13 protein-coding genes are annotated in these 20,401 nt (G+C 54.6%); 2 read left to right on the plus strand and 11 right to left on the minus strand.

What is annotated here, in order from left to right:
• Nucleotides 1–206 precede the first annotated feature (206 nt).
• Both H6G52_RS07290 and bchH read right to left on the minus strand, forming a co-directional pair.
• Complete coding sequence (locus tag H6G52_RS07290; protein WP_190527392.1) at nucleotides 207–932, minus strand: calcium-binding protein; 726 nt, start codon at nucleotides 930–932, stop codon at nucleotides 207–209.
• Between the two features lie 438 nt (nucleotides 933–1,370).
• The gene (bchH, locus tag H6G52_RS07295) at nucleotides 1,371–5,258 is read right to left on the minus strand and encodes a magnesium chelatase subunit H (RefSeq protein WP_190527394.1); all 3,888 of its coding nucleotides are present in this window, start codon (nucleotides 5,256–5,258) and stop codon (nucleotides 1,371–1,373) included.
• A 438-nt stretch (nucleotides 5,259–5,696) separates the two neighbouring features.
• Between bchH and H6G52_RS07300 the strand changes: the two genes are divergently transcribed.
• Nucleotides 5,697–6,671 (plus strand): hypothetical protein, encoded by a 975-nt coding sequence (locus H6G52_RS07300; protein WP_190354981.1) that lies wholly within the window; start codon nucleotides 5,697–5,699, stop codon nucleotides 6,669–6,671.
• 50 nt (nucleotides 6,672–6,721) lie between these two features.
• Here H6G52_RS07300 and H6G52_RS07305 read toward each other — a convergent pair whose 3' ends face one another.
• The 7 genes from H6G52_RS07305 to H6G52_RS07335 form a co-directional block, all read right to left on the minus strand.
• Nucleotides 6,722–8,038, minus strand: a complete 1,317-nt coding sequence (locus H6G52_RS07305; RefSeq protein WP_190527396.1) for a response regulator — start codon at nucleotides 8,036–8,038, stop codon at nucleotides 6,722–6,724.
• Nucleotides 8,039–8,503: 465 nt separating this feature from the next.
• Nucleotides 8,504–11,677, minus strand: coding sequence for an ATP-binding protein (locus H6G52_RS07310; RefSeq protein WP_190527398.1), 3,174 nt, complete (start codon nucleotides 11,675–11,677; stop codon nucleotides 8,504–8,506).
• A gap of 130 nt (nucleotides 11,678–11,807) precedes the next feature.
• Nucleotides 11,808–12,659 carry an SDR family oxidoreductase gene (locus tag H6G52_RS07315; RefSeq protein WP_190527400.1) on the minus strand — a complete coding sequence of 284 codons (852 nt, stop codon included), beginning with the start codon at nucleotides 12,657–12,659 and terminating at the stop codon, nucleotides 11,808–11,810.
• Between the two features lie 164 nt (nucleotides 12,660–12,823).
• Entirely contained in the window at nucleotides 12,824–13,471 is a 648-nt protein-coding gene (gene hisIE / locus H6G52_RS07320) for a bifunctional phosphoribosyl-AMP cyclohydrolase/phosphoribosyl-ATP diphosphatase HisIE (protein WP_099533290.1), read from the minus strand.
• A gap of 221 nt (nucleotides 13,472–13,692) precedes the next feature.
• Nucleotides 13,693–14,376 (minus strand): biopolymer transporter ExbD, encoded by a 684-nt coding sequence (locus H6G52_RS07325; protein WP_190527402.1) that lies wholly within the window; start codon nucleotides 14,374–14,376, stop codon nucleotides 13,693–13,695.
• A 189-nt stretch (nucleotides 14,377–14,565) separates the two neighbouring features.
• Nucleotides 14,566–15,255 carry a GDYXXLXY domain-containing protein gene (locus H6G52_RS07330; protein WP_190527404.1) on the minus strand — a complete coding sequence of 230 codons (690 nt, stop codon included), beginning with the start codon at nucleotides 15,253–15,255 and terminating at the stop codon, nucleotides 14,566–14,568.
• Between the two features lie 129 nt (nucleotides 15,256–15,384).
• Nucleotides 15,385–16,872 carry a DUF2157 domain-containing protein gene (locus H6G52_RS07335; RefSeq protein WP_190527406.1) on the minus strand — a complete coding sequence of 496 codons (1,488 nt, stop codon included), beginning with the start codon at nucleotides 16,870–16,872 and terminating at the stop codon, nucleotides 15,385–15,387.
• 462 nt (nucleotides 16,873–17,334) lie between these two features.
• Here H6G52_RS07335 and H6G52_RS07340 point away from each other — a divergent pair, with 462 nt between their 5' ends.
• Nucleotides 17,335–17,577 (plus strand): hypothetical protein, encoded by a 243-nt coding sequence (locus H6G52_RS07340; protein ID WP_190354973.1) that lies wholly within the window; start codon nucleotides 17,335–17,337, stop codon nucleotides 17,575–17,577.
• Between the two features lie 155 nt (nucleotides 17,578–17,732).
• Here H6G52_RS07340 and H6G52_RS07345 read toward each other — a convergent pair whose 3' ends face one another.
• Nucleotides 17,733–19,322 (minus strand): NAD(P)H-quinone oxidoreductase subunit 4, encoded by a 1,590-nt coding sequence (locus tag H6G52_RS07345; RefSeq protein ID WP_099534417.1) that lies wholly within the window; start codon nucleotides 19,320–19,322, stop codon nucleotides 17,733–17,735.
• Nucleotides 19,323–19,806: 484 nt separating this feature from the next.
• A complete protein-coding gene (locus H6G52_RS07350) occupies nucleotides 19,807–20,193 on the minus strand; it encodes a peptidoglycan-binding protein (RefSeq protein ID WP_190527408.1) in 387 nt (128 codons plus the stop codon).
• Between the last annotated feature and the right edge of the window lie 208 nt (nucleotides 20,194–20,401).

Genomic DNA, 20,401 nt, shown 5'->3' on the forward strand with positions numbered 1-20,401 from the left:
ACCCTTTACCCGCCATTGGCCACTGATGCCACCGGTTTGGTGTTGATCCCATTAGGTGTTAGTGCCATCAGGTATTGATCCCATTGGGTGTTAACTCCCTCAGGTATTGATCCCATCAGGTGTTAATCCCGTCAGCGGAACCCTTAGCCTAAACAACCGGCTGAAAGGTTAGTTAGACAGTCGGCCGCAAGGTCGGCCTAGTCGGCTTAAAAGTCCGTATTCACGAACTTACCGGCCAGCTCGGTGGGCGTTTTGCCCAACACCAGACCCAAGGTTTTGAAAACCCCATTGTCGTTGAACGTAATCGCCGTGCTGGGTGTGGAGCCGCCGCCGGAGTCCGTCAAAGTGATCGCCAGCAGTTGCAATTGACTTTCCTGCAAGCCGCCGGTTAGGCCGATGCGATCGTTTCCAGTGCCAAAATCCACGATGAAATCTGCGGCGATCGCCCCGCTGGCATCGGCCACCGCCGCCGTGTCCCGCCGCAATACCAACAGATCATCGCCAGCCCCGCCGGCCAGGGTATCTTGGCCCAGATCGCCCACCAGGGTGTCATTGCCCTCTTCGCCATTCAGGAAATCGTTATCCTGACCACCCCGCAGGATGTCGTTACCCACGCCACCCAAAATCAGGTCATTGCCCTTGTTGCCGCTGAGTACGTCATCCCCGGTGGAATTGAGGCCATCACCCACCAACAGATCGTCACCCTGACCACCATAGAAGGTGTCATTGCCCCCCAAACCATAGAGGCTGTCGTTGCCCAGGTTGCCGTAGATGATGTCCGCTTGGGCACTGCCGGTGATTTGGTCATCGCCCCCCAAACCCCGCACGCCTGCCGGGGTGGTGCGGAGCACTTCCGCCGACAGCGAGCTAGTGGAGAAAAAGTTATTGGTATCGTCGAGATCGTAAAACGGGGGGTTAGGGCCAATAGCCATGATTACAAACTCCTAATCGATGAATAGTTCCGGAACTGGTTAGCCTAGAGACCGTTTAGCCGTTGAGCCTTGAATTAGACCGCTGTGGGGGCTAGTTCGTTCATGGTGTGCAACCAGTTCCTCCAGAAACTTGAGCACGATTTGTGCTCCCGCTGAACTCAGCCTTGAATTCCGGCCTTGAATTTCAGATTCCAACCTGTAAAGTCCAGTCTTGAATAATGACTGGCATTGGCGGGCAAATCAGCACGATCGCCCTGAGAAGTTTCCCCCCCAGAGATCGTGCCATTAGTGGCGGTCTTTTCGGATCCGGGTTAGGGCTGGGGACGCTGACGGCGGCGTTGTCGTTCCCGATCGCGCGATCGCGGCCCTGGTTGAAAGGGGGTTCCGGCTGGGGGCATTTAAATTGAGTGGCCAATTGAGTGGCTGATATTGAGCGGCTTACGGATTGGTCACCCCCTCCAAGGCCGCGTCGGTTTCGTCGTAGAGGGCTTGTAGTTGGCCGACCACAGACTCATCGGCGGCCCAAAATCCACGGCCATTGGCTTCCAGCAAACGACCAACAATGTTGCGGAAGGCTTCCGGATTGGCGCGGCGCAGGCGATCGGCCATGGCTCGATCGAGGGCGTAGGTTTCGGCGGCTCCGTCATAGACCCAGCGATCGGCAAAATCCGTGGTGCCGCTCCAACCCAACAGGGCCGTCATCCGTTGGGAAATTTCAAAGGCCCCGCCGGAACCCTGGGCAGCCATGGCTTCGGCCCACTTGGGATTCAGCAATTTGGTGCGATATTCCAACCGCAAGAGGCTGTTTAAGTCGCGGGGTTGGGTGTTTTTGCCGAAACTTTCCACAAAACTCGCGGTGACGGGGCGCTGTTGCTGTTGTTCGGCGGCACGCTTCAAGGCTCCGGTGTTGGCGTAGTACTCCTGGATATCCGTCAAGCCATATTCCACGGAGTCGATTTCCTGGACAATGCGCCCAGTGGTGGCCAAGAGCCGATCGAGCACTTCTGGGCGGGCTTGCCCCCGATCGCGCCGACCGTAGCTAAAGGCATTGCGCGATCGCCAAGTTTGGGCCAGCTCATCACCAGACTCCCAATTCCCATCATTAACGCGATCGTTCACCAAGGAGCCAAAATCCCCCGCCGGGTTTGAGAAGAGCCGAGCACTGGGATTTTCAACCCCTTGGGCCTGAAGCTCCAGAGCATGTTTACGAATGAAGTTTTGTTCGATCGGCTCGTCGGCCGCCGCCGCCCGCGCAAACAGATCATCCAAAAGTTCCAAAATATTGGCGAAACTGTCTCGAAAAATGCCCGATAAATTAGCCAACACATCAATTCGAGGACGACCCAATTGAGCCAGCGGAATTAATTCATAGCGAACAATTCGGCCCGTACCTTCCTTAATTGGCTCTGCACCCACTAATTCCAACAAGATGCCCAAGGATTCGCCCTTGGTTTTAATGGCATCCAAACCCCAAAGCATCACGGCAATGGTTTCGGGATAGCTGTCCGGTTCCTGATCATGTTCCTGTTGGTGTTGGGCAATCAATTGCTGGGCGATCGCTCGGCCCCGTTCGTAGGCTCCTGGGGAGGGCATTCGGTAAGGATCAAGGGCGTGAATATTGCGGCCCGTGGGCAATGCGCCGGGCCCGTCCCGCAACAGGTCTCCCCCCGGTGCGGGCGGAATATATTCCCCATTCAAACCCCGCAATAAATTCGTTAGCTCATCAGTATTTTGGTTGAGCAAATCCCGCAAACGAATGGCTTCTTGAATCCGTTCTGAGACCTTGGGATCCAACTCAAACGATCGATTGGGATATTCCTGCTGGAACCAGTATCGATAGGCATTCAGGGGGCGATCGAGGTCGGATCCTTGGGCGATTGCTTCCAAGACCGATCGGGGTAAATCCGCCTCAAAATAGGCTTCCAAATAGGACAATAGCTGCTCGGAATTGGGTGCAGCTCCCAACACATGCAACCCACTGGAAAAGAGGCGCTGTTCTAGTTCTTGCAGGTATTGATAAACCCTTGCAAAGTAGCGATCGAGCACATCGGGGCCAAACAGCTTCAGGGTTTCCGCACTCAGCTCCACCCCCAATTGTTGGGCTTCCGGCAGCGGACAATCCCGATCGAGTCCCGTGTCAATTAACCGTTGGGCGATCGCATCCCGCAGGGCCGTATTCGCCTGCGGATCCTCGCGATATTCCGCAATTAAATCACGCAGACTCACCAATTCCTTATACAACCCTGCTCGCCCATAGGGAGGCACATTGTGGGAAATCAATACCCCATAGCCCCGGCGTTTTGCCAAGATCGACTCCGAAGGATTATTGGCCGCATAGATATACAAATGGGGCAGATTTCCCAACAAAATATCTGACCAAGAATAGCCCGTGTTACCCAAGGGAGATCCCGGCAACCATTCCACCGTTCCATGCATTCCAAAATGGACGATCGCATGGGGTTGCCAAACCCGCTGCAACCATTGATAGAATGCGGCATATTGGGGATGGGGGGTCAAGTCTCGCTCAAACATCAAGCGCATGGGATCGCCTTGCAAACCCAAAGGCGGCTGCACCCCAATCCAAACGTTTCCAAAGTAAACGCCCCCAATGTGCAACTCATCCCCAAAGGTTTTAATACCCGATTCCGTGAGACCACCCCACTGTTTTTGAATCCGAGAACTGCCGAGATATCCTAACCATTGATCAAGAATTTGAGCCGGAACCCAGCCATCATTCAAGGGAGCCTGGTGTGGGTGCGATCGGGAAGGATGGCCCAAAGACCAACGATCATCGGCAGCTTTCACCTGTTGAATAATCGCCTCGCCGTCGGTGGGCAATTCACCCACGTCATAGCCTTGAGCTTGCAAAGACTCCAGCAGTTTCAAGAGCGATCGGGGAACATTCAACAGGGCCGCTGTTCCCGTTGCGCCATACCCCGGTGGAAAGCCATATAAAATAATCGCCAACTTGCGATCGCGTGGTGGGGTCTTGCGGAGTTGAATCCAGTTTTTGACGCGACTGGTTAACCGTTGAACACGCTCCGGAATCAGGTAAATATCATCTCCAACCAAGCCACCCAAGGGCACAGTATCAATTGCCCCGTCCAACTCCGGCAGGGCATACAGCACCACACTTTGGAGACCGCCAATTCCCTGCCTTGTCCAGGATTTTAGGTCTTGAATGAGCAAAGGAGCGGCGACTAAATAGGGCACATTTTTAGCCGCTAAAATCCGCTGGGCTACCGCCACCTGTCGCCCAGCTTCCATGGAGCCAGCGGGGCCACCCACCAACGGAAACCCAATCGTGGAAACAATTGCATCCACCAACACCGCATCAGCCGCCAGGGATTTTAATTCCCGATCGCCCTGGGCCCGTTGTTGCTGTTCATGGCTGGTGGTCAGCCAATCTCGGACAATCACATGGGCTTCCACGCCATTAATAAAAATGGGCAGGGGTAGCAAACCAGCCGCTTCAAAATGGCGAATCAGTTGAGGAATATAAGCCTGTTGCGTCACCACATGTTTTCGGTAGAGCAAAATAGCTACTACCGGGCGATCATGAGCAATTTTGGAGCCTTCCATTGTCGATCGCCCCGAATGATCAAGATGATCAGGCTGATTAATTGGAGGCTCCGACAACTGGGGCGATCGCTGTTGACAATACCAGTTCAAATAATCTTGAGGATTCAAAAAATAGCCCGCATATTCAGGGTGCAATAACCCCATATTGGGCGTTTCAATGGGTGGGGCAATTTCCCCGATCGAGAGATCCAAATATTTTTCAGCCAAAATCCAGAGCATGGCGGCCACATTTTCCAAGCCACCAGCATTCCAATAGCCATAGATAATTAGCCAATTGCGCAGATCTTGTACCTTTTGAATCGGCACAAATTTCAGCAGTTTGGGCCCGGTTTTTAAAAAGCTGAGATAACCAGCCAGTCGATCTTCTTCTCGGCCGCTGGAAAATTTACTGAGAATAAACTTCACAGGCTTGGGCATTCCCGAAGGCTTGTCGCCAATTTTGAACGCCCCAATCTGAGTGAGGGAAATTAATTCCAAAGCCGACTCAAAGACCAAACGAATAGGGATATGTTGCACCCGATCGCGCAACCAAAGCACCTGCTCATAGTCAAAAATTAGGCTGGCAAAAAATACATCGGCTTCTGCTAAAGCTGCAGCCACCCGATCGGGTTGTTCCGTAATGTCACGATCGGTGAAGGTGATCACTTGCAATTGAGAACAACGCTCGATCGCCCGGTGGGCAGCTTTTCGGTACAAATCGGCGTTAAAAGTCTCGAACCCAGCAATAAGAACAATGCGCTTCATGGTGATGGAGGGTAGTGCGAGCGGAATTTAACGCAGGAGATCAGCAATCGATCAGTAATTAATCGGCAATCGATCGGTAATTGGTCAGCAATCGATCGGCAATCGATCGAAAACCAACCAAAAGTTCATCGAAAACCAACCAGACATTGATCGGAACCCGATCGAAGCCTGATCAAAACTGAACCGGCCCTTGACCGGAACTTGACCAGAACTTGACCAGAACTGAGGTCGATCGCCCCTTGGGAGCCAGGCGGAGCCACTTGTTAAGCTAGCATCACCTGACTTTTCGCTGGGCTGTTTCCCTGGGGCCCTGTCGTTCAATCGAAACGCAATTGCCATCGCCCAAAGACTCCGATCCCCGGCCGGCAGCGGTGACCAATTGCGCCCCAGCCTATCTATTTTGACGAAATTTTTACGAAACCTGGACTGGAGAAACCCATGATCCCCAACTTTTTCCCCACATCCCAAAGTCCTGAGAGTGATGCTGCCGGTGCTGCTTGGCAAAAGGTGGCGATCGCCGTGGTTCATGGCATTGGAGCCGGTGATCCTGACTACAACAGCGGCAAAGCTGACCAACCGGAATTTATTCGCAGCTTGCAAAATAATCTAATCGATCGCTTCAGTAAACTAGGCATTTCTGACAAGGAATATCATCAGCGGTTCGTGATGGCTCCAGTGTATTGGGCAACGGTTTTGGAAGGAAACCAACAGGATTTGTGGGCCCGATTCCAGCGCCAAAGTGCCATGAATTGGGATCGAATCCGAGAATTTATGGTGTCCTTTGTTTCCGATGCCATTGCCTATCAGGTTAGTCCGCGCGGTCGCCATTCCTATCACGCCATTCATCGATTTTGTGCCCAAACTTTGCACACCCTGGCCCAAAAAGCTGGCCCCAAAGCACCCCTCTGCGTGATTGGCCATAGCCTTGGCTCGATCGTTTCCTATAACTATCTTCTGGATTTGCAAGCGGAATTTGGGAATAACACCGAAGCAGAATCACTCTTTCGAGAATCGGTGTTGCGCCAAGTGGGCAATAGCCCCTTGGAGCGGGGTGAAACCCTCAGTTTGTATTACACCTTGGGCAGTCCCTTGGCCCTTTGGACACTGCGCGATCGCGATGGGGGCTTGCCGATTCAGTTTCCGGCCCCCCGCCTGACAGAACATTATCCTCAACTGAACTCAGCCACCGAATGGGTGAATGTTTACGATTCTGATGATGTGATTGCCTATCCATTACGACCCATTAATTCAGCTTTTCAACGGGCAGTGAAGGAAGATTTGAACGTAAACGCGGGAGAAGTCTGGGAAAGCTGGAATCCGCTTTCTCACAATGGCTATTGGAAAGATCCAGAAACGGGCGATCGCATCGCCCGATCGCTCCTGAACCTATCTCGGTTGATCAATGGCCGCTGATCAATGGCCGCTGATTAGGTTTCTGGTGAAGTTTCTGATGAGGGTTTTGGTTAGGGCTGAGTAACAGGAATTTCGAGAATGAACTTAGCGCCGTGACCCATCTGAGATTCACAATCGAGCCGACCACCGTGGCGATCGACCACAATTGAACGGGCGATCGCCAGCCCTAGTCCTGTGCCAATACCCGTGGGTTTCGTGGTGAAAAATGCTTCAAACAACTTCTGCTGCACCTCCGGTTCAATCCCTGGCCCATTATCAGAAACGATAATTTGCACCCATTTTTGATTCAGGGATCGGGTTTGAATTTTAATTTCCGGTTCCAAACCGCTCATGTGCTCCCAGTCCAAGTCATCCAAGGCATCGATCGCGTTAGCAATCAAGTTCATAAAAACCTGGCTCATTTCCCCGATCGAACATTCCACGAGAGGCAACTCCCCATAATCTCGAATGATTTTAAATTCCGATCGGCTGCCCTTGGACTTTAATCGATGGCGCAAAATGATGAGGGTATTTTCCAACCCTTCATGCAAGTCCGCTGGGGCGAGCTGTTGATTGCCCATTCGCGAAAAATTGCGCAAACTTGCGACCAAATCGCGAATTCGATCGGTTCCCAAACGCATGGATTCCAAAATTTTTGGAAAATCCTCCATCATAAAAGGCAAGTCCAAATCTTGCGTTTGGGTTGCCAAATCCGCTGGCGGCTCTGGATAGAATATTTGATAGAGCTGCAAGACATTCATCAAGTCTTCTGCATAATTACAGGCATGAACCAGATTGCCATGAATAAAATTCACAGGATTGTTAATTTCATGGGCCACTCCCGATAGCAACTGTCCCAGACTGGATAGTTTTTCCGCCCGTACCAAACTAAGGTGGGTGTCTTGCAAATCCGCCAAGGCTTTTTCCAGGGCCGCTGTGCGCTCAGCCACCCGAATTTCCAATTCTTGATTGCGATCGGCTAAGGCTTTGGTGAGGGATTGCAAACGCAAATGTAAGCGCACCCGCGCGAGGACTTCATCTTGTTGAAAGGGCTTGGTGATATAGTCCACAGCCCCTAAATTGAGACCACGCACCTTATCATCCACTTCCGAGAGGGCGGTCATGAAAATGATGGGAATGGCGGATGTTTGGCTATTGGCCTTCAAGCGGCGACAGGTTTCAAACCCGTCAATTCCTGGCATCATCACATCCAGCAAAATCAAATCTGGGGTTGCAAAATTGACCCGATCGAGCGCCACTTCTCCAGATTGGGCGATCCAAACTTCAAACCCCGCATCATCTAATAAATCAGACAGCAAACTAAGGTTAGCTGGCATATCGTCCACAATCAGAATCGTGGGACGATTTTCAGCGGCATCGAGGGACATGGCTCAAGGATGGAAGGTTTTGCAGTAAAAAGGGTGCTGGGAGAATTGAAGGATCGCCATTTAAGAATCGCCATTGAAGGATCACCAATCACTTGACCAATTGCTTGGCCAATGAAATGACTGGGCCCATGAAGCGCTGGATCGAAAGTGCTGAAAATCAGGTTAAGGCATCAACAATCATGAACTAATCATTAAGAACAAGCAAGACTTTTCCTGGGAAGATTCTGAATGGCTGGTCTTGCCGGTTTTTGTGATGAATTATGATCCAGGGGATCATAAATGCTTGATGATTTGAACGATTATTGCGCTCAACTTCATGATCCTCAGAAAGTTTCAGAAAGTTATTGAAGACCTTTGATGGTCTCTATTCTCTCGAAAAAAGCTATTTTCAGCAATTTTTCAGCCAATTAATTGACCGGAGATCCCGATCACCCGTTTCTGTTTGGTCTAACGCTTCCTTCCCCGTTAATTCGCGCTCGATCGCCCCGGCGCTTGACTTAAAAGTTCCAAAATCCCCTGATCGTTAAACGCCTGGGCCAGGCTCTTGAGCTGTTGGGCAAAGGGAGCAAGGGTTGGATCCTGTTCTGCCAGGGCCTTGGCTTGGCGCTTCAGGGCGTTGAAGTTGCCTTTGCGGGCCAGGGTTTCGAGCTGCTCCAACAACTCGGGGTCGATCGGGTAGTCAATCGGGTAAATGAGTGCATCCGGGGGCAGGTCGGGTTCCGCCGCCGACTGCGCCAAGGGTGACGGGGCGATTGCACTGGCTTCATAAACCCAAACCAATTGCAAGTGTTTTTGCAGCAGATGCAATAGCTCGTGGGTTTGCACCGGTTTGGGCAGAAAGTCGCTGCCACCCGCGTCCAGGCTTTGTTGTCGATCGCTCTCAAAAACGCTGGCAGAGGACACAATAATCGGCAATTGCTGCAACTCAGGATGGCGACGAATCAGATCAATCAGGGTGTAGCCATCCAAGTTGGGCATTAACAAATCCGTAATCACCACCTGTGGGCGATGGTGCTCCAAAAACTGCCAAGCCACAGCCCCATCTTCTGCTTCCTGAATCACAAACCCGATCGGCTCCAGCATCTCCCGCAGCACGGCCCGGTTTTCCCACTTGTCATCCACCACCAGCACTTGGGGCGCATCCCCTTGAATACCAACAATTTGCCCCTGCTGTGTCATGCGGGAATGGCGGCTCCACTCGGCCGCCACCGGCAAGGACACTTCAAACCGAAAGCTGCTGCCGACTTGGGGTTGGCTCTCGACGGTAATTTGGCCGCCCATCAGCTCCACAATTTGTTGGGAGATCGCCAGCCCCAGACCCGTGCCCTCCGTTTGGCGCTTGGTCTCGCCCACCTGCTCAAAGGGCAGAAAAATGCTGCTGAGTTGATCTGCTTCTAGGCCAACGCCCGTGTCTTGTACTTCAAATTGCACCCGATCGCCCCCCATGGCCAACACACGTAGGATGACCGTGCCGCTGTCCGTGAACTTGATCGCATTGCCCAGCAAGTTGAGCAACACTTGGCGGAGACGCTTTTCATCGGTGCGGATGCCTTCCGGTAAGTCATCGGCAATTTCTTCTGCGAATTGCAACCCCTTCAGTTCCGCTCGCAGACGGCACATTTCCGTTACGCCACGCAGAAAGGCCCGAAAGTGAAATTCCGTGGGGTGCAGTTCCATTTTGCGGGCTTCGATTTTGGCCAAATCCAGCACATCGTTGATCAGGGTCAGCAGATGAGTGCCACATTGGTGAATCACGCCAATTTTGGCCAGTTGCTCTTCGTGCAAATTGCTCGATCGCTGCAACACCTGGGCATAACCCAAAATGCCGTTCAAGGGGGTGCGCAACTCGTGGCTCATGTTGGCCAAAAATTCACTCTTGGCCAAATTGGCCACTTCCGCCGCTTCCTTGGCTTCCGCCAGGGCTAGTTCCGCCTGTTTGCGGGCGGTGATATCAAACAACACGCCGCTAAACACAACCGTGCCGTCATCGGTGCGCCGGGGGGTGGAAGCGCCTTGCCACCAACGGAGGGAACCATCGGGACGAATCAACCGAGCCTCATAGGCCCATTCCGTGGGGTTGTCCACCACGCGGCTCACAGATTCGATGTAGCCGTCCCGATCGTCCGGGTGGATGGCACTAATAAACCGGCCCAGGTCAGCCATGAATTCTTCGGCGCTGAATCCCGTTAGCTCGCTGACACGATCGCTCATGTAGTCGATCGTCCATTGGCCCTCGTGATTGCTGAACTGAAAAATGGCTCCCGGAATATTTTGGGCAATGCTGCGCAGACGGGCTTCGCTGGTTTGCAGGGAGGCTGTGCGCTCGGCCACCCGTTCTTCCAAAGCTTGGTTGCTGGCGGCCAATTCCTGAAAGGACTGTCGTAACTGCTGGGTCATGGTGTTGAAGGCCCGAGCCAGTTGATCCGTTTCGGCGGTTCCTTCCGTCATCACCACCTGATCGAGCTGATTGGCGGCCACGGCATCGGTGGCCGCACAGAGTTTCACCAAGGGCCGCGACACCTGCCGCCCAATCCACCAACCCAGCCCGATCGCCACAGCCAAGGCCAGCAACATGATGGTGAGGATGTCTCGACGCGCGGCCATCACCGGCCCCGCAAAGTCGGCTTCCGGAATCGCCGTCACCAACAACCAGTCCAAACCGTTGCGATCGCGCAGGGGCGACACTTGCACCAGCAACCGGGTTTGTTGGGTGGGGCCAATGAATTTGGTTGTGAGTTGGGTGGTTGGGGTGTTGGGCGGAATGGCGGCCCAAGTGCCAAAGCGCTGTTCAATGGTGGTAACGGCCGCTTGCAAAATTGAATTTTTGAGGTCTTTGGCCCGAATTCGTTTTCCTTCCGGGGAGATTGGGTCGTTGGTGGAGGTGGCAATCACCTGGCCCGATCGCTCCACAATGGCCGCCACCCCGCTGTGGCCAATATTTTGGGCCCGCAAAAAAGTGCTGATTCCTTCCAAGGCCAGGTCAGAGGCAAACACCCCCACCAGTTGTCCGGTGCGATCGTACAGGGGTTGCACCGCTGAAATGCCCAATTCCCCCGTTCCCGAAAAGGCAAACACCGAAGTCCATTGGGGTCTGCGGGCGGCAAGGGCCGTCTTGAACCAGGGGCGATTGCGCACATCATAGAGCTGGCTGTCTTTGAGGACGCGCCGCCCTTGGCGATCGACCTCGATGGTTCGCCGCAAGCCCGATCCCAATCGATCGCTCCGTTTAATTAGGGTGCTGCTGGGCAATTCCCGAACTTCCAAGGAGCCACCAACCGCTGTTCCAAATTCCGTGGTGGTGACCAGGGGAAACAGTTGCAACTTTCCGTGGAAATAGGTTTCCAGCGCTGAAAAATCCGTCAACTTCACCTGATCAGCCGCAAAAGCCTGCACATGGAGCTGATTGAGGCGCAACGGCTCGCTCAGGTATTGATGCACGTAGGTTTGAATTTGCCGATCGACCTCGGAGCCAAGGCGGTTCATCAGCGCATCCACGGCCCGTTGTCCTTGAACGAGCACCACTTGTCCCGTTAGCCCCACGGCCACCAACGCTTGCAAGGTCGTGACCAGGACAATTAATTTGCTCAGGGGCCAACGGGGCGATCGGGCAAATTCAGGTGCAGAACCAGATTCAGTCACAGTGAAGATACCGAGTCAGGGGGCAGCGGGCCAGCGGCGGGCCCATCCCCATCATCGCCGTCCCCTCCCCCCAACTGCCACCAACCGGCCCGATCGCCACAGCCCGATCGCCCAGTTCCTGATCAGGGCCCTACAGCGGAATCGTGACCGATCGAAACTGGTAACCCGCTGTTTTGAGTTTTTGATTGGAAACCCGCGCATTGTAAGGACGCTGGGCCGATTCCGCCGGATTCCAAGTCACCCCCGGCCACCCTCGGCGGCGAAAGGCCCGATCGAGCAATTCCGCTTGGGTCAAGGGTTCGTCATGCACCAGGTTATATAGCCCCGACAACCGCGCCGCTCGGGCAAAGGCGATCGCCCCCACAATGTCATCCAAATGGATCCAATTACTCCAATCTTGGCCACTGCCGGGCCGCCCTTGGCCACTGGCCGATCGAAAAATATCCGCCACCTCGCGCCCGGGCCCGCAAATGCCCCCCAGCCGAAACACACAAACAGCCAAACCGTCCCGCGCCGCACCCAACAACACCTGTTCGGTTTCCAGCAAGATTTGGCCATTGTCCGTGGTGGGCTGGGGCGGCGTGGTTTCATCCACCCAAGCCCCACCCCGATCGCCATAAACCCCATAGCTGCTGGTGTAGATCACCTGGCGCAGTTGGGGCAATTCAGGCAACAGTTGCACCAGGGTTTGGGCGCTGTGCAAATAGGTTTCCCGATAAATGCCCGATCGCCGGGGCCCTAAACAAACCAACAGCGTGGTTTGCCCAGCCAGGGCCGACCGCAACCCCGCTTCATCGTCCCCCCGCAAGCAGAGGGCCCGATCGCAACAATCCGCCAGCTCCGCCAAGCGATCGGGTGTGGTGGTCGTGCCGGTGACGGTCAATCCTTGCGATCGCCAATATTGCGCCATGGGCCGGCCCACATAGCCACAGCCCAAGATCATCACCGACTCCGACCCTGAGCGATTGATTGCAGCGTCCATCATGGAAAACACGGGAGATCAACAAAAAAATCCACAACAGGAAATCCACAACGGGAAATGAATCCCAAGCTCGAAACAGCAATCACCTAAAAAGTAACCACCCAAAAAGCCATTACTTACAAAGCAATTACCCAAAAAGTAATCACCCAAAAAGCAGTGAGCCTTTAACCGCGTCGTTCCTGAAGCTTGCGATAAACCGCTTTTAAATCCACCTGATGATGGGCGATCGCCACCAGGGTGTGATAAAACAAATCCGCCACTTCTGAGGCGATCGACTCCGGATCATCATCCTTACAAGCCATCACCACTTCGGCCGCTTCTTCGCCAATTTTTTTGAGGATTTTGTTATCCCCACCGGCCAACAATTTGCAGGTATAGGACTCAGGATTTGGGTTAGCCTTGCGCGATTCAATCACCTGAAAAACCTGCGACAACGTATCAGCAGGCGGCGGAACCACTTGCCCATCCACTTGGTGGAAACAACTGCGGGCCCCCGTGTGGCAAGCCACATCCCCAATCTGTTCAATAGTCATTAAAAGGGCATCGCTATCGCAGTCATAGCGAATGCTTTTGAGCTTTTGAATATGTCCGGAAGTTGCGCCCTTGTGCCACAGTTCTTGGCGCGATCGGCTCCAGTACCAAGCCTCGCCAGTTTCCAGGGTTTTTTGCAAGGATTCCGCATTCATCCAAGCCATCATCAACACTGTGCCATCCAGGTAGTCTTGGGCGATCGCCGCGACTAATCCTTGTTCGTTGTAGGCGATGCGATCGACTGGAACGGCACGGCGCAAAGCTTCAAGATCGGTGGCCATAGAATCGCTGCTGTGGGGGGGGTGAGGATTGGGCAAACCATTGGCCATCGGGCGCAATGTTGCAGCGCCAACCGGCCGCCAAATGGCAGGACAAATCATAGCAACTTTCCATCGCTTCCCCGCTGCGGGGCCGATCGAGTTCCGCCCGATCGCCCAACCAAAGGGCATATCAAGCGCCTCGATTAACCCAACCGATGATCTACCCACCCTTGCACCGTCCGTTAGGGCTGAATCGGTAGTCGATCGCCCGGTTGCGCCGGAGCCGGTGACTGGTTGGGTAACAAATACGGCTGATTCAAACCATTGCCGCCCAAACCGGGGTTATTCGGGCTGCTGGGATTGGAATTATTGGGATTGGAATTGCTGGGATTGGAATTATTAAAGCCAGGGCTATTGAAACCCGGATTCCCAAAATCGCCCCCCTGACTCGGATCGTTGGGCACGAGGGGCTGATTGCCGAATGGGTCGAAGTTGTCGGCCGGTCGCTGGGCTGGGTTTTGGCCGCTGGGCAAGGTGGCCAGAGCCACCCGATCACCCCCAACCGATCGCAGCAAGTCCAACACCGCCACCACATCGCTATAGAAAGCCGACTGGGAGGCATAGAGGACGATCGTCCCGTCGGGTTGGGCTTGCTTAAAGGCTTGCAGTTGGGTCAGCAGCGCCTCTTTGGTCACCGGGGCTTGCTGAAAATACAACTGACCGGCGGGGCTGAGGGCCACCATCGCCAACTTGCGCATCTGGGGCTGGCCTGTGCTGGCTTGGGGCAGGTCTACCCCAATGCCCTGTTGGCGCGTCAGCCCGATCGCCGCCAGGATAAAAAAGGTCAGAATGCAGAAAATCACATCGATCAGCGGCACGATCTCAATGCGAATTTCTTGATCGGACGAGTCGAGGTTGATTTTCATAAATTCATTCAGAAATTGATTCAGAAATTCATTCGATTATGCGAATTAATGGCACGATCGGCACTGCAAATCTGGGCATCGAAATTGATACGGCCTTGACCTAGCGCAATGGAATTGGGTCGCAGATGCCATGAAGTTATGGGTTGGTGGGCATTGCCCACCCTACAGGCTACTACTTCGCAACCATCTTTAAAACTGATAGCGATCCTGCTCAATCCAAAGGCTGTGGGCCACGGCCTGCCCATCAGCACCCACGCGAATTTCCACCACAAACGGCAAGGGGCGATTGGTGCGGGGACGTGCCCAATTCATGCGGTTCACGCCATTGATTTGGTCATTGATTTGATCCCGCTTGGATTCGTCCATGTAATAGGTTTCCAGGTTGTAGCGGGGCATGGCGGCCATGATTTCACCTCGCAGGGCCACTTGGTTGACGGGCAGTTGGCCCGGGCGATCGGGACGAATGGCGACCGGTTGCCAGGGCTTGGGTCGATCGGGCGGTTGATTGGGGTCTTCGGTGGCGGTGTTGGTCGGTTGTTGCAAAATCAGGTAAAACTCCCGCCGTTCATAGGGTAAGCGCGGTTTTTGTTTTTGATCTCGATCGGTGGCGATGGTTTCCCAGCCGGGCAGCTTTTCCAAAACGCTCACCTGGCTAATGTCGTAGCTGAGGGTTTGGGAATAGCCCCGCATCCAGTCGTAGGGATCCACCGGGCGGGTTTGCAACACCACAGCCCGCCCCCAGTAGTAGGTCATGGCCGATTGAGCTGGAACCCCGATCGCCAGGCCCAACTGCAACAACATCGGGATCCAAAATCGCCAGCCGGCCGCCTTCGGAGGGGGGCTATCTGGGGCAATTGGGGAAATCAGGTCTTGGGTCATGGTTCAGGTTTCCAAAATAAATGACAAGGAATTGATCAATGACAGGGAATTCACGGGAACGGGTTGTGATGAGCGCTGATTTGGCAGGGCGATCGGGGTGCATCACCAGCAATCGCAAGTCCCGATCGCTCACGATCGCGCCGTGGGGGAAGAATTCGACCCATTCAGCGTTTGCACCGATCGCTCAAACCACAAGCCCGCCGCAATTACCCCAACACCACAGAGCACAAACACCAGCGCCTTCAGCAGCAAATCTGTGTTGTACTCCAGCATCCGCGTCCAAATATCCAGCACCAACAGCAACAGACCGCTCCAAAAGGCCAAGCGCCGCCCGTCCGATAGCCCCTCGCGCACCAGACCCACCCCCAACAGGAACAGGCACACATTAGCCAGCAATGTTCCCAAATTGGGCAGAGCCGCCACGTTGTAGTGCCAACCCAAGGTCAACCCCAACAACAACACCAGGGCCCAAAGCACCGCGTCCGTGAGCCATTGATCGGCCCCCATGGCCACGCCGCGACCCCGCCGCGCCCACATCAGCACCGCCGCCACGGCCGCCACGGCCACATCCACCGCCAGCCAGGGGACGAATTGCGCTGGGTCATAGATATTGCCATCGGTGGAGGAACCGCTTTGGCGACCGGAACCTTCCCAGAAAAACCAGAAGCTGGTGAAGTAAAACGTGCCCATCAGCCACAGGATGGTCAAATTTTGGGTGATGTTTTGAAAATTCAGTGGCCTTGGGTCGATCGCCCCACCGGGCACGAGCCAATGGCGCAACGTCCGGGGCAACGGCAACCGCAGCCACCAACGTTGCACGGCCGGCCAAAGTCGATCGCGATATCCCCAACCCAAAGCGAAGGGCAGCGCCAAAGACAACACACTGGCAACCCAAGGGTGCATCAAGCTCCACCAAAAGTTGGTTTGCAAGGTTCCCAGCGTGAACAACCAAGCCAAGCCAAACAAAAAGCGCGATCGCGTCACATGGGCCAGGGGCAAAAAAGCCAGGGCACTCACCAAGGGCATATGCTCCGCCAACGCTCGCTGCCAACTGGGTTCCGGCTCCCACCAGTCATAGAGACCCGACCAGTAGCCCACGATCGTCAAAATCAACGCCAGCAACCCCAAAGGCATCAACCGCAGCCCGATCGCCATGGTCAACACACCGCCGCCCCAAATGAAGTAGAGGCTTGATAGGGGGCCGCCCTGGTGAAACATCTGAGCCGTCAAGGCCAAATTCGCCCCCAACAGCAGCCCACCCAACAACAGCAGGGCTTGGCCCAAGCGGCGTTGCCCAGCCAACCGAGGAGCGGGCGATCGCCACAAATAAAAACCCAAAGCTTGAACGCCCAACAGGGCACTCAACAACACCCCCACCCGAAACGCCCGGGGCCATTGCTGCCAGTTGGCGGCCACAAAGGTGATCACCCCCAACCCCAACAACACCCCTCCCAAACACAGCAGGATGGTCACGAAGCGGTTGCGGGCCCCCTGATCGAGGGTTCGGAACTGATAGCGATCGGCTAGGCGATCGAACTGTTCCGGTTGCAGCAAGCCATCGGTCACCCACTGGCGGGCCTCCTGGCGCAACTGATAACGAAAGCGCTCGGTAATCACGCGGTCAATCCTCCCCTAATTGCGGGCCAACGCGATCGACAGTCTCCCGGCCTGTCCGGGGGGCATGATTCAACAACCATGACCGAGGACAGTGGGACAATTCTTAGCAACAAACGGTTGATGAAACTTAGGGTTCAAGGGCTGGCAATCCCCGATGGGTCAATGTTCCCAGCCCGATCGCCCCGATGGCATCTAATCTGGCATTTCTCGGGTCGATCGATCCATCCCCTGTGCCACCTGCCCTACGGGCCGACTTCAGTTCTTGTCCCAAATCCGTGCCCAAACTCGTTGAGGGGCGATCGGGAAGCTACACCGATCAGGTTCGGTATACACGAAGGATTTTCAAAGTCAACTGATTGTAAATATTTTTTACGAAATGTTATTGTTATTAACAACAACGCAGCGCCCAACCGGCTCCCACCGCGCTGTTCTCCCCCATCTCTACCCCCCTCAAGGACTGTTATGAAGACCGATCTAGACTTCTCGAATCGTTACCTGTTGGATTCCGTCGTCTTCCGCCCCGACTTCAACTCAACGGGCGAAACCATCAACCTCAATCAAGCCTGGTCCCTGTTCTTCACAGCGGGGCGCGAAGATAAGGCCCTGGGTTTCAATGCCGAAACCGGACGCTTTTTCACCAACATTCTCTTCGCCTTGGCGGCCGCAGGGGCCCTGTGGGGTCTACTCTTCAGCAGCACCCTGTAAGTAATGGCTGTAGAGCTTTTCCCGCCTCGAATCCCCAGCAGCTAACCTGCAATGAGAATCGTTAAAACTGACAAGAGCCGGGCCACAGTGTGGCCCGGCTCTAAATCTATTGGGAGCGTCCTGTTGAGAGCGTCCTGTATCTCAGGAGTTCCCCCCTAGGGTTCCAGGGCGATCGCCGGAGCCACCAACGGTTTTGCGCCCGGCATCAGCCCGATCGACTGTGACTCCCGACTCACCAAGGTTGGCACCGCATCCCGCAGCCGTGCAGTTAGTTGCACCGTTGTTGAGTCATAAATCTGGGTCAGCAGCTTGGGATAGAAGCCAATGCCAATGATCGGAATCAGCAGACAAGCGATGATGAACACCTCGCGTGGTTCCGCATCGATCAGCACCTCGTGGGACACCAATTCCTGATTTTCCGGGCCGTAGAAGATTTCCCGCAGCATCGACAGCAGATAAACCGGCGTGAGAATCACCCCCACCGCTGCCAGGAAAACCACAATCACCTTAAAGGGCAACGAATAGGCATCACTGTTGGCAAAACCCAGAAACACCGTTAGTTCTGCCACAAAGCCGCTCATCCCCGGCAAGGCCAGCGATGCCAGCGAGCAAGCCGTGAACATCGAGAAAATCTTGGGCATCTTTTGGCCCACGCCGCCCATTTCATCCAGCATCAGGGTGTGGGTGCGATCGTACGTGGCCCCCACCAGGAAGAACAGGCTCGCCCCAATCAACCCGTGGGACACCATTTGCATCATCGCGCCGCTGATGCCCAAGTCCGTGAAGGAACCCAAGCCAATCAGCACAAAGCCCATGTGGGAAATCGAGGAATAGGCAATTTTGCGCTTCAGGTTCCGCTGGGCAAAGGAGGTGAGCGCCGCATAGACAATGTTCACCACCCCCAAAATCACCAACACGGGCGCAAAGGTGGCGTGCGCTTCCGGCAACATTCCGGCATTCATCCGCACCAGGGCATAGCCACCCATTTTCAGCAGGATGCCCGCCAGCAGCATGTGAACTGGAGCCGTGGCCTCCCCGTGGGCATCGGGCAACCAGGTATGCAGCGGGAAAATGGGTAGCTTGACGGCGTAGGCAATCAAAAATCCGCCGTAGAGCAACAGTTGCAGCGTGTGACCGTAGGGTTTGAGGGCCAGCTCCCGCATATCAAAGGTGACCGTATCGCCGTAGAAGGCCATGGCCAGGGCGGCAACCAAGATAAACAGCGAGCCACCAGCGGTGTAGAGGATGAATTTGGTGGCGGCGTAGAGGCGTTTTTTGCCACCCCAAATCGACAGCAGCAGGTACACCGGAATCAGTTCCAGTTCCCAGACCAGGAAGAACAAGAGCAAGTCCTGAACGGCAAAGACGGCGATTTGACCGCCATACATGGCCAGCAGCAGGAAGTAGAACAGTTTGGGCTTGAGAGTGACGGGCCAGGAGGCCAAGATGGCCAAGGTGGTGATGAAGCCCGTCAGCAGAATCAGGGGCATGGAGAGGCCGTCTGCGCCCACTGACCATTTCAGGCCGAGTTCGGGAACCCAGGTGTAGCTTTCCACCAGTTGCAGTTCGGGGTTGCCGAAGTCGTACTGGGTACAAAAGGCATACACCAACAGGATGAAGTCAATGAGTCCTACTCCCAACGAAAACCAGCGTACGGTTTTGCCGTCTTTGTCGGGCAACAGGGGCACGATCAGGGCGGCGACGATGGGGAGGAGAATGGAGGTCGTCAGCCAGGGAAAGTTCATAGGAAGTCTTGCGTCGCTAGGTGCGATCGCGACTTGGCAAAGCGTTAGTGGGTGCGTTACTCAAAGCGTTGAGTGGTGATGGTTTTAGCCTTCACTGCTGACAGTGTAAGCAATGGGATCGATCCCGTGGCGATCGCTTAATACTTTGGTTACAAAGCACTTTGAACTCTTTAAAGTTCCGTTGCAGTTTGTGGCTATTTCCTAATTTTTTGCTATGCAGCTTTTGGCAGGAATTCCCCTTGCGGGCGCGATCGCTTTTGGAATTTATTAATTCTTAAGAATTGATCAAGGTTAACGTTTGTTGATTAACGCTTGCTACTTAACCCTTGGATGTTAACCCTTGGATGCTTTCTTCCCCTGGGTTTTGAGTCTTCAGCTTGGAGTCTTGGACTTTGATTGTGGAGACTCTGGGAAAAATTGGGGGGATTTGGGATCTCGGGAAGCACTTAACGCTCAAGCTTCTGCGGTCGATCGCCCCAAGGCCCTAGCGATCGGGGCGGGCAGGGGGCCGGCAGTTGGGATTGGGCAGCAGAGCATCCCAAGTTTCGGCGGTCACTTCACCACTGGGATCCAGTTTTTGGGTTTCCTGAAAAAGACGAACAGCGTTGGCCAAGGCGGTGTCGTAGGTTCCGTCTGCGGGGCCTTGATAGAACCCCAGGAGCGCCAAAATGCCCTGAAGTCGGCGCACATCGCTGCCACTGTCACCGGGGCCCAAGTTGGGCAGGGGTTCCCGACGCGGCGGGCAGTTGGCCCAAGCGGGCCCCATGCCCAGGCTGAGACTGATGCCTAGGCCGATCGCCCCCAGGCTCAGGAGCATTCCCAGCCGGGTGAAGGCAATTACTTTTCGGGCCGATGCAGGATTTGGAGCCATGGCCAGCCTAGGACAATTGAAATGTTCGAGAATGGAAAGGAGGCGGTTCCAAGCCATAGGGCTAATTAACAGTTAGGCAATGGTTCAAGAACGAATTCTCAGCCGCACAGCGGAGCATCGGGAATCAAGGGTCAAGCTTGGACGGTTTTTTGCCATCCATCTTGAATTGGAGATCCCTTAGATTAGAGATTCGCTTGTCGCGCGATCG

Source organism: Limnothrix sp. FACHB-881 (assembly GCF_014698135.1).
Lineage (GTDB): Bacteria > Cyanobacteriota > Cyanobacteriia > CACIAM-69d > CACIAM-69d > CACIAM-69d.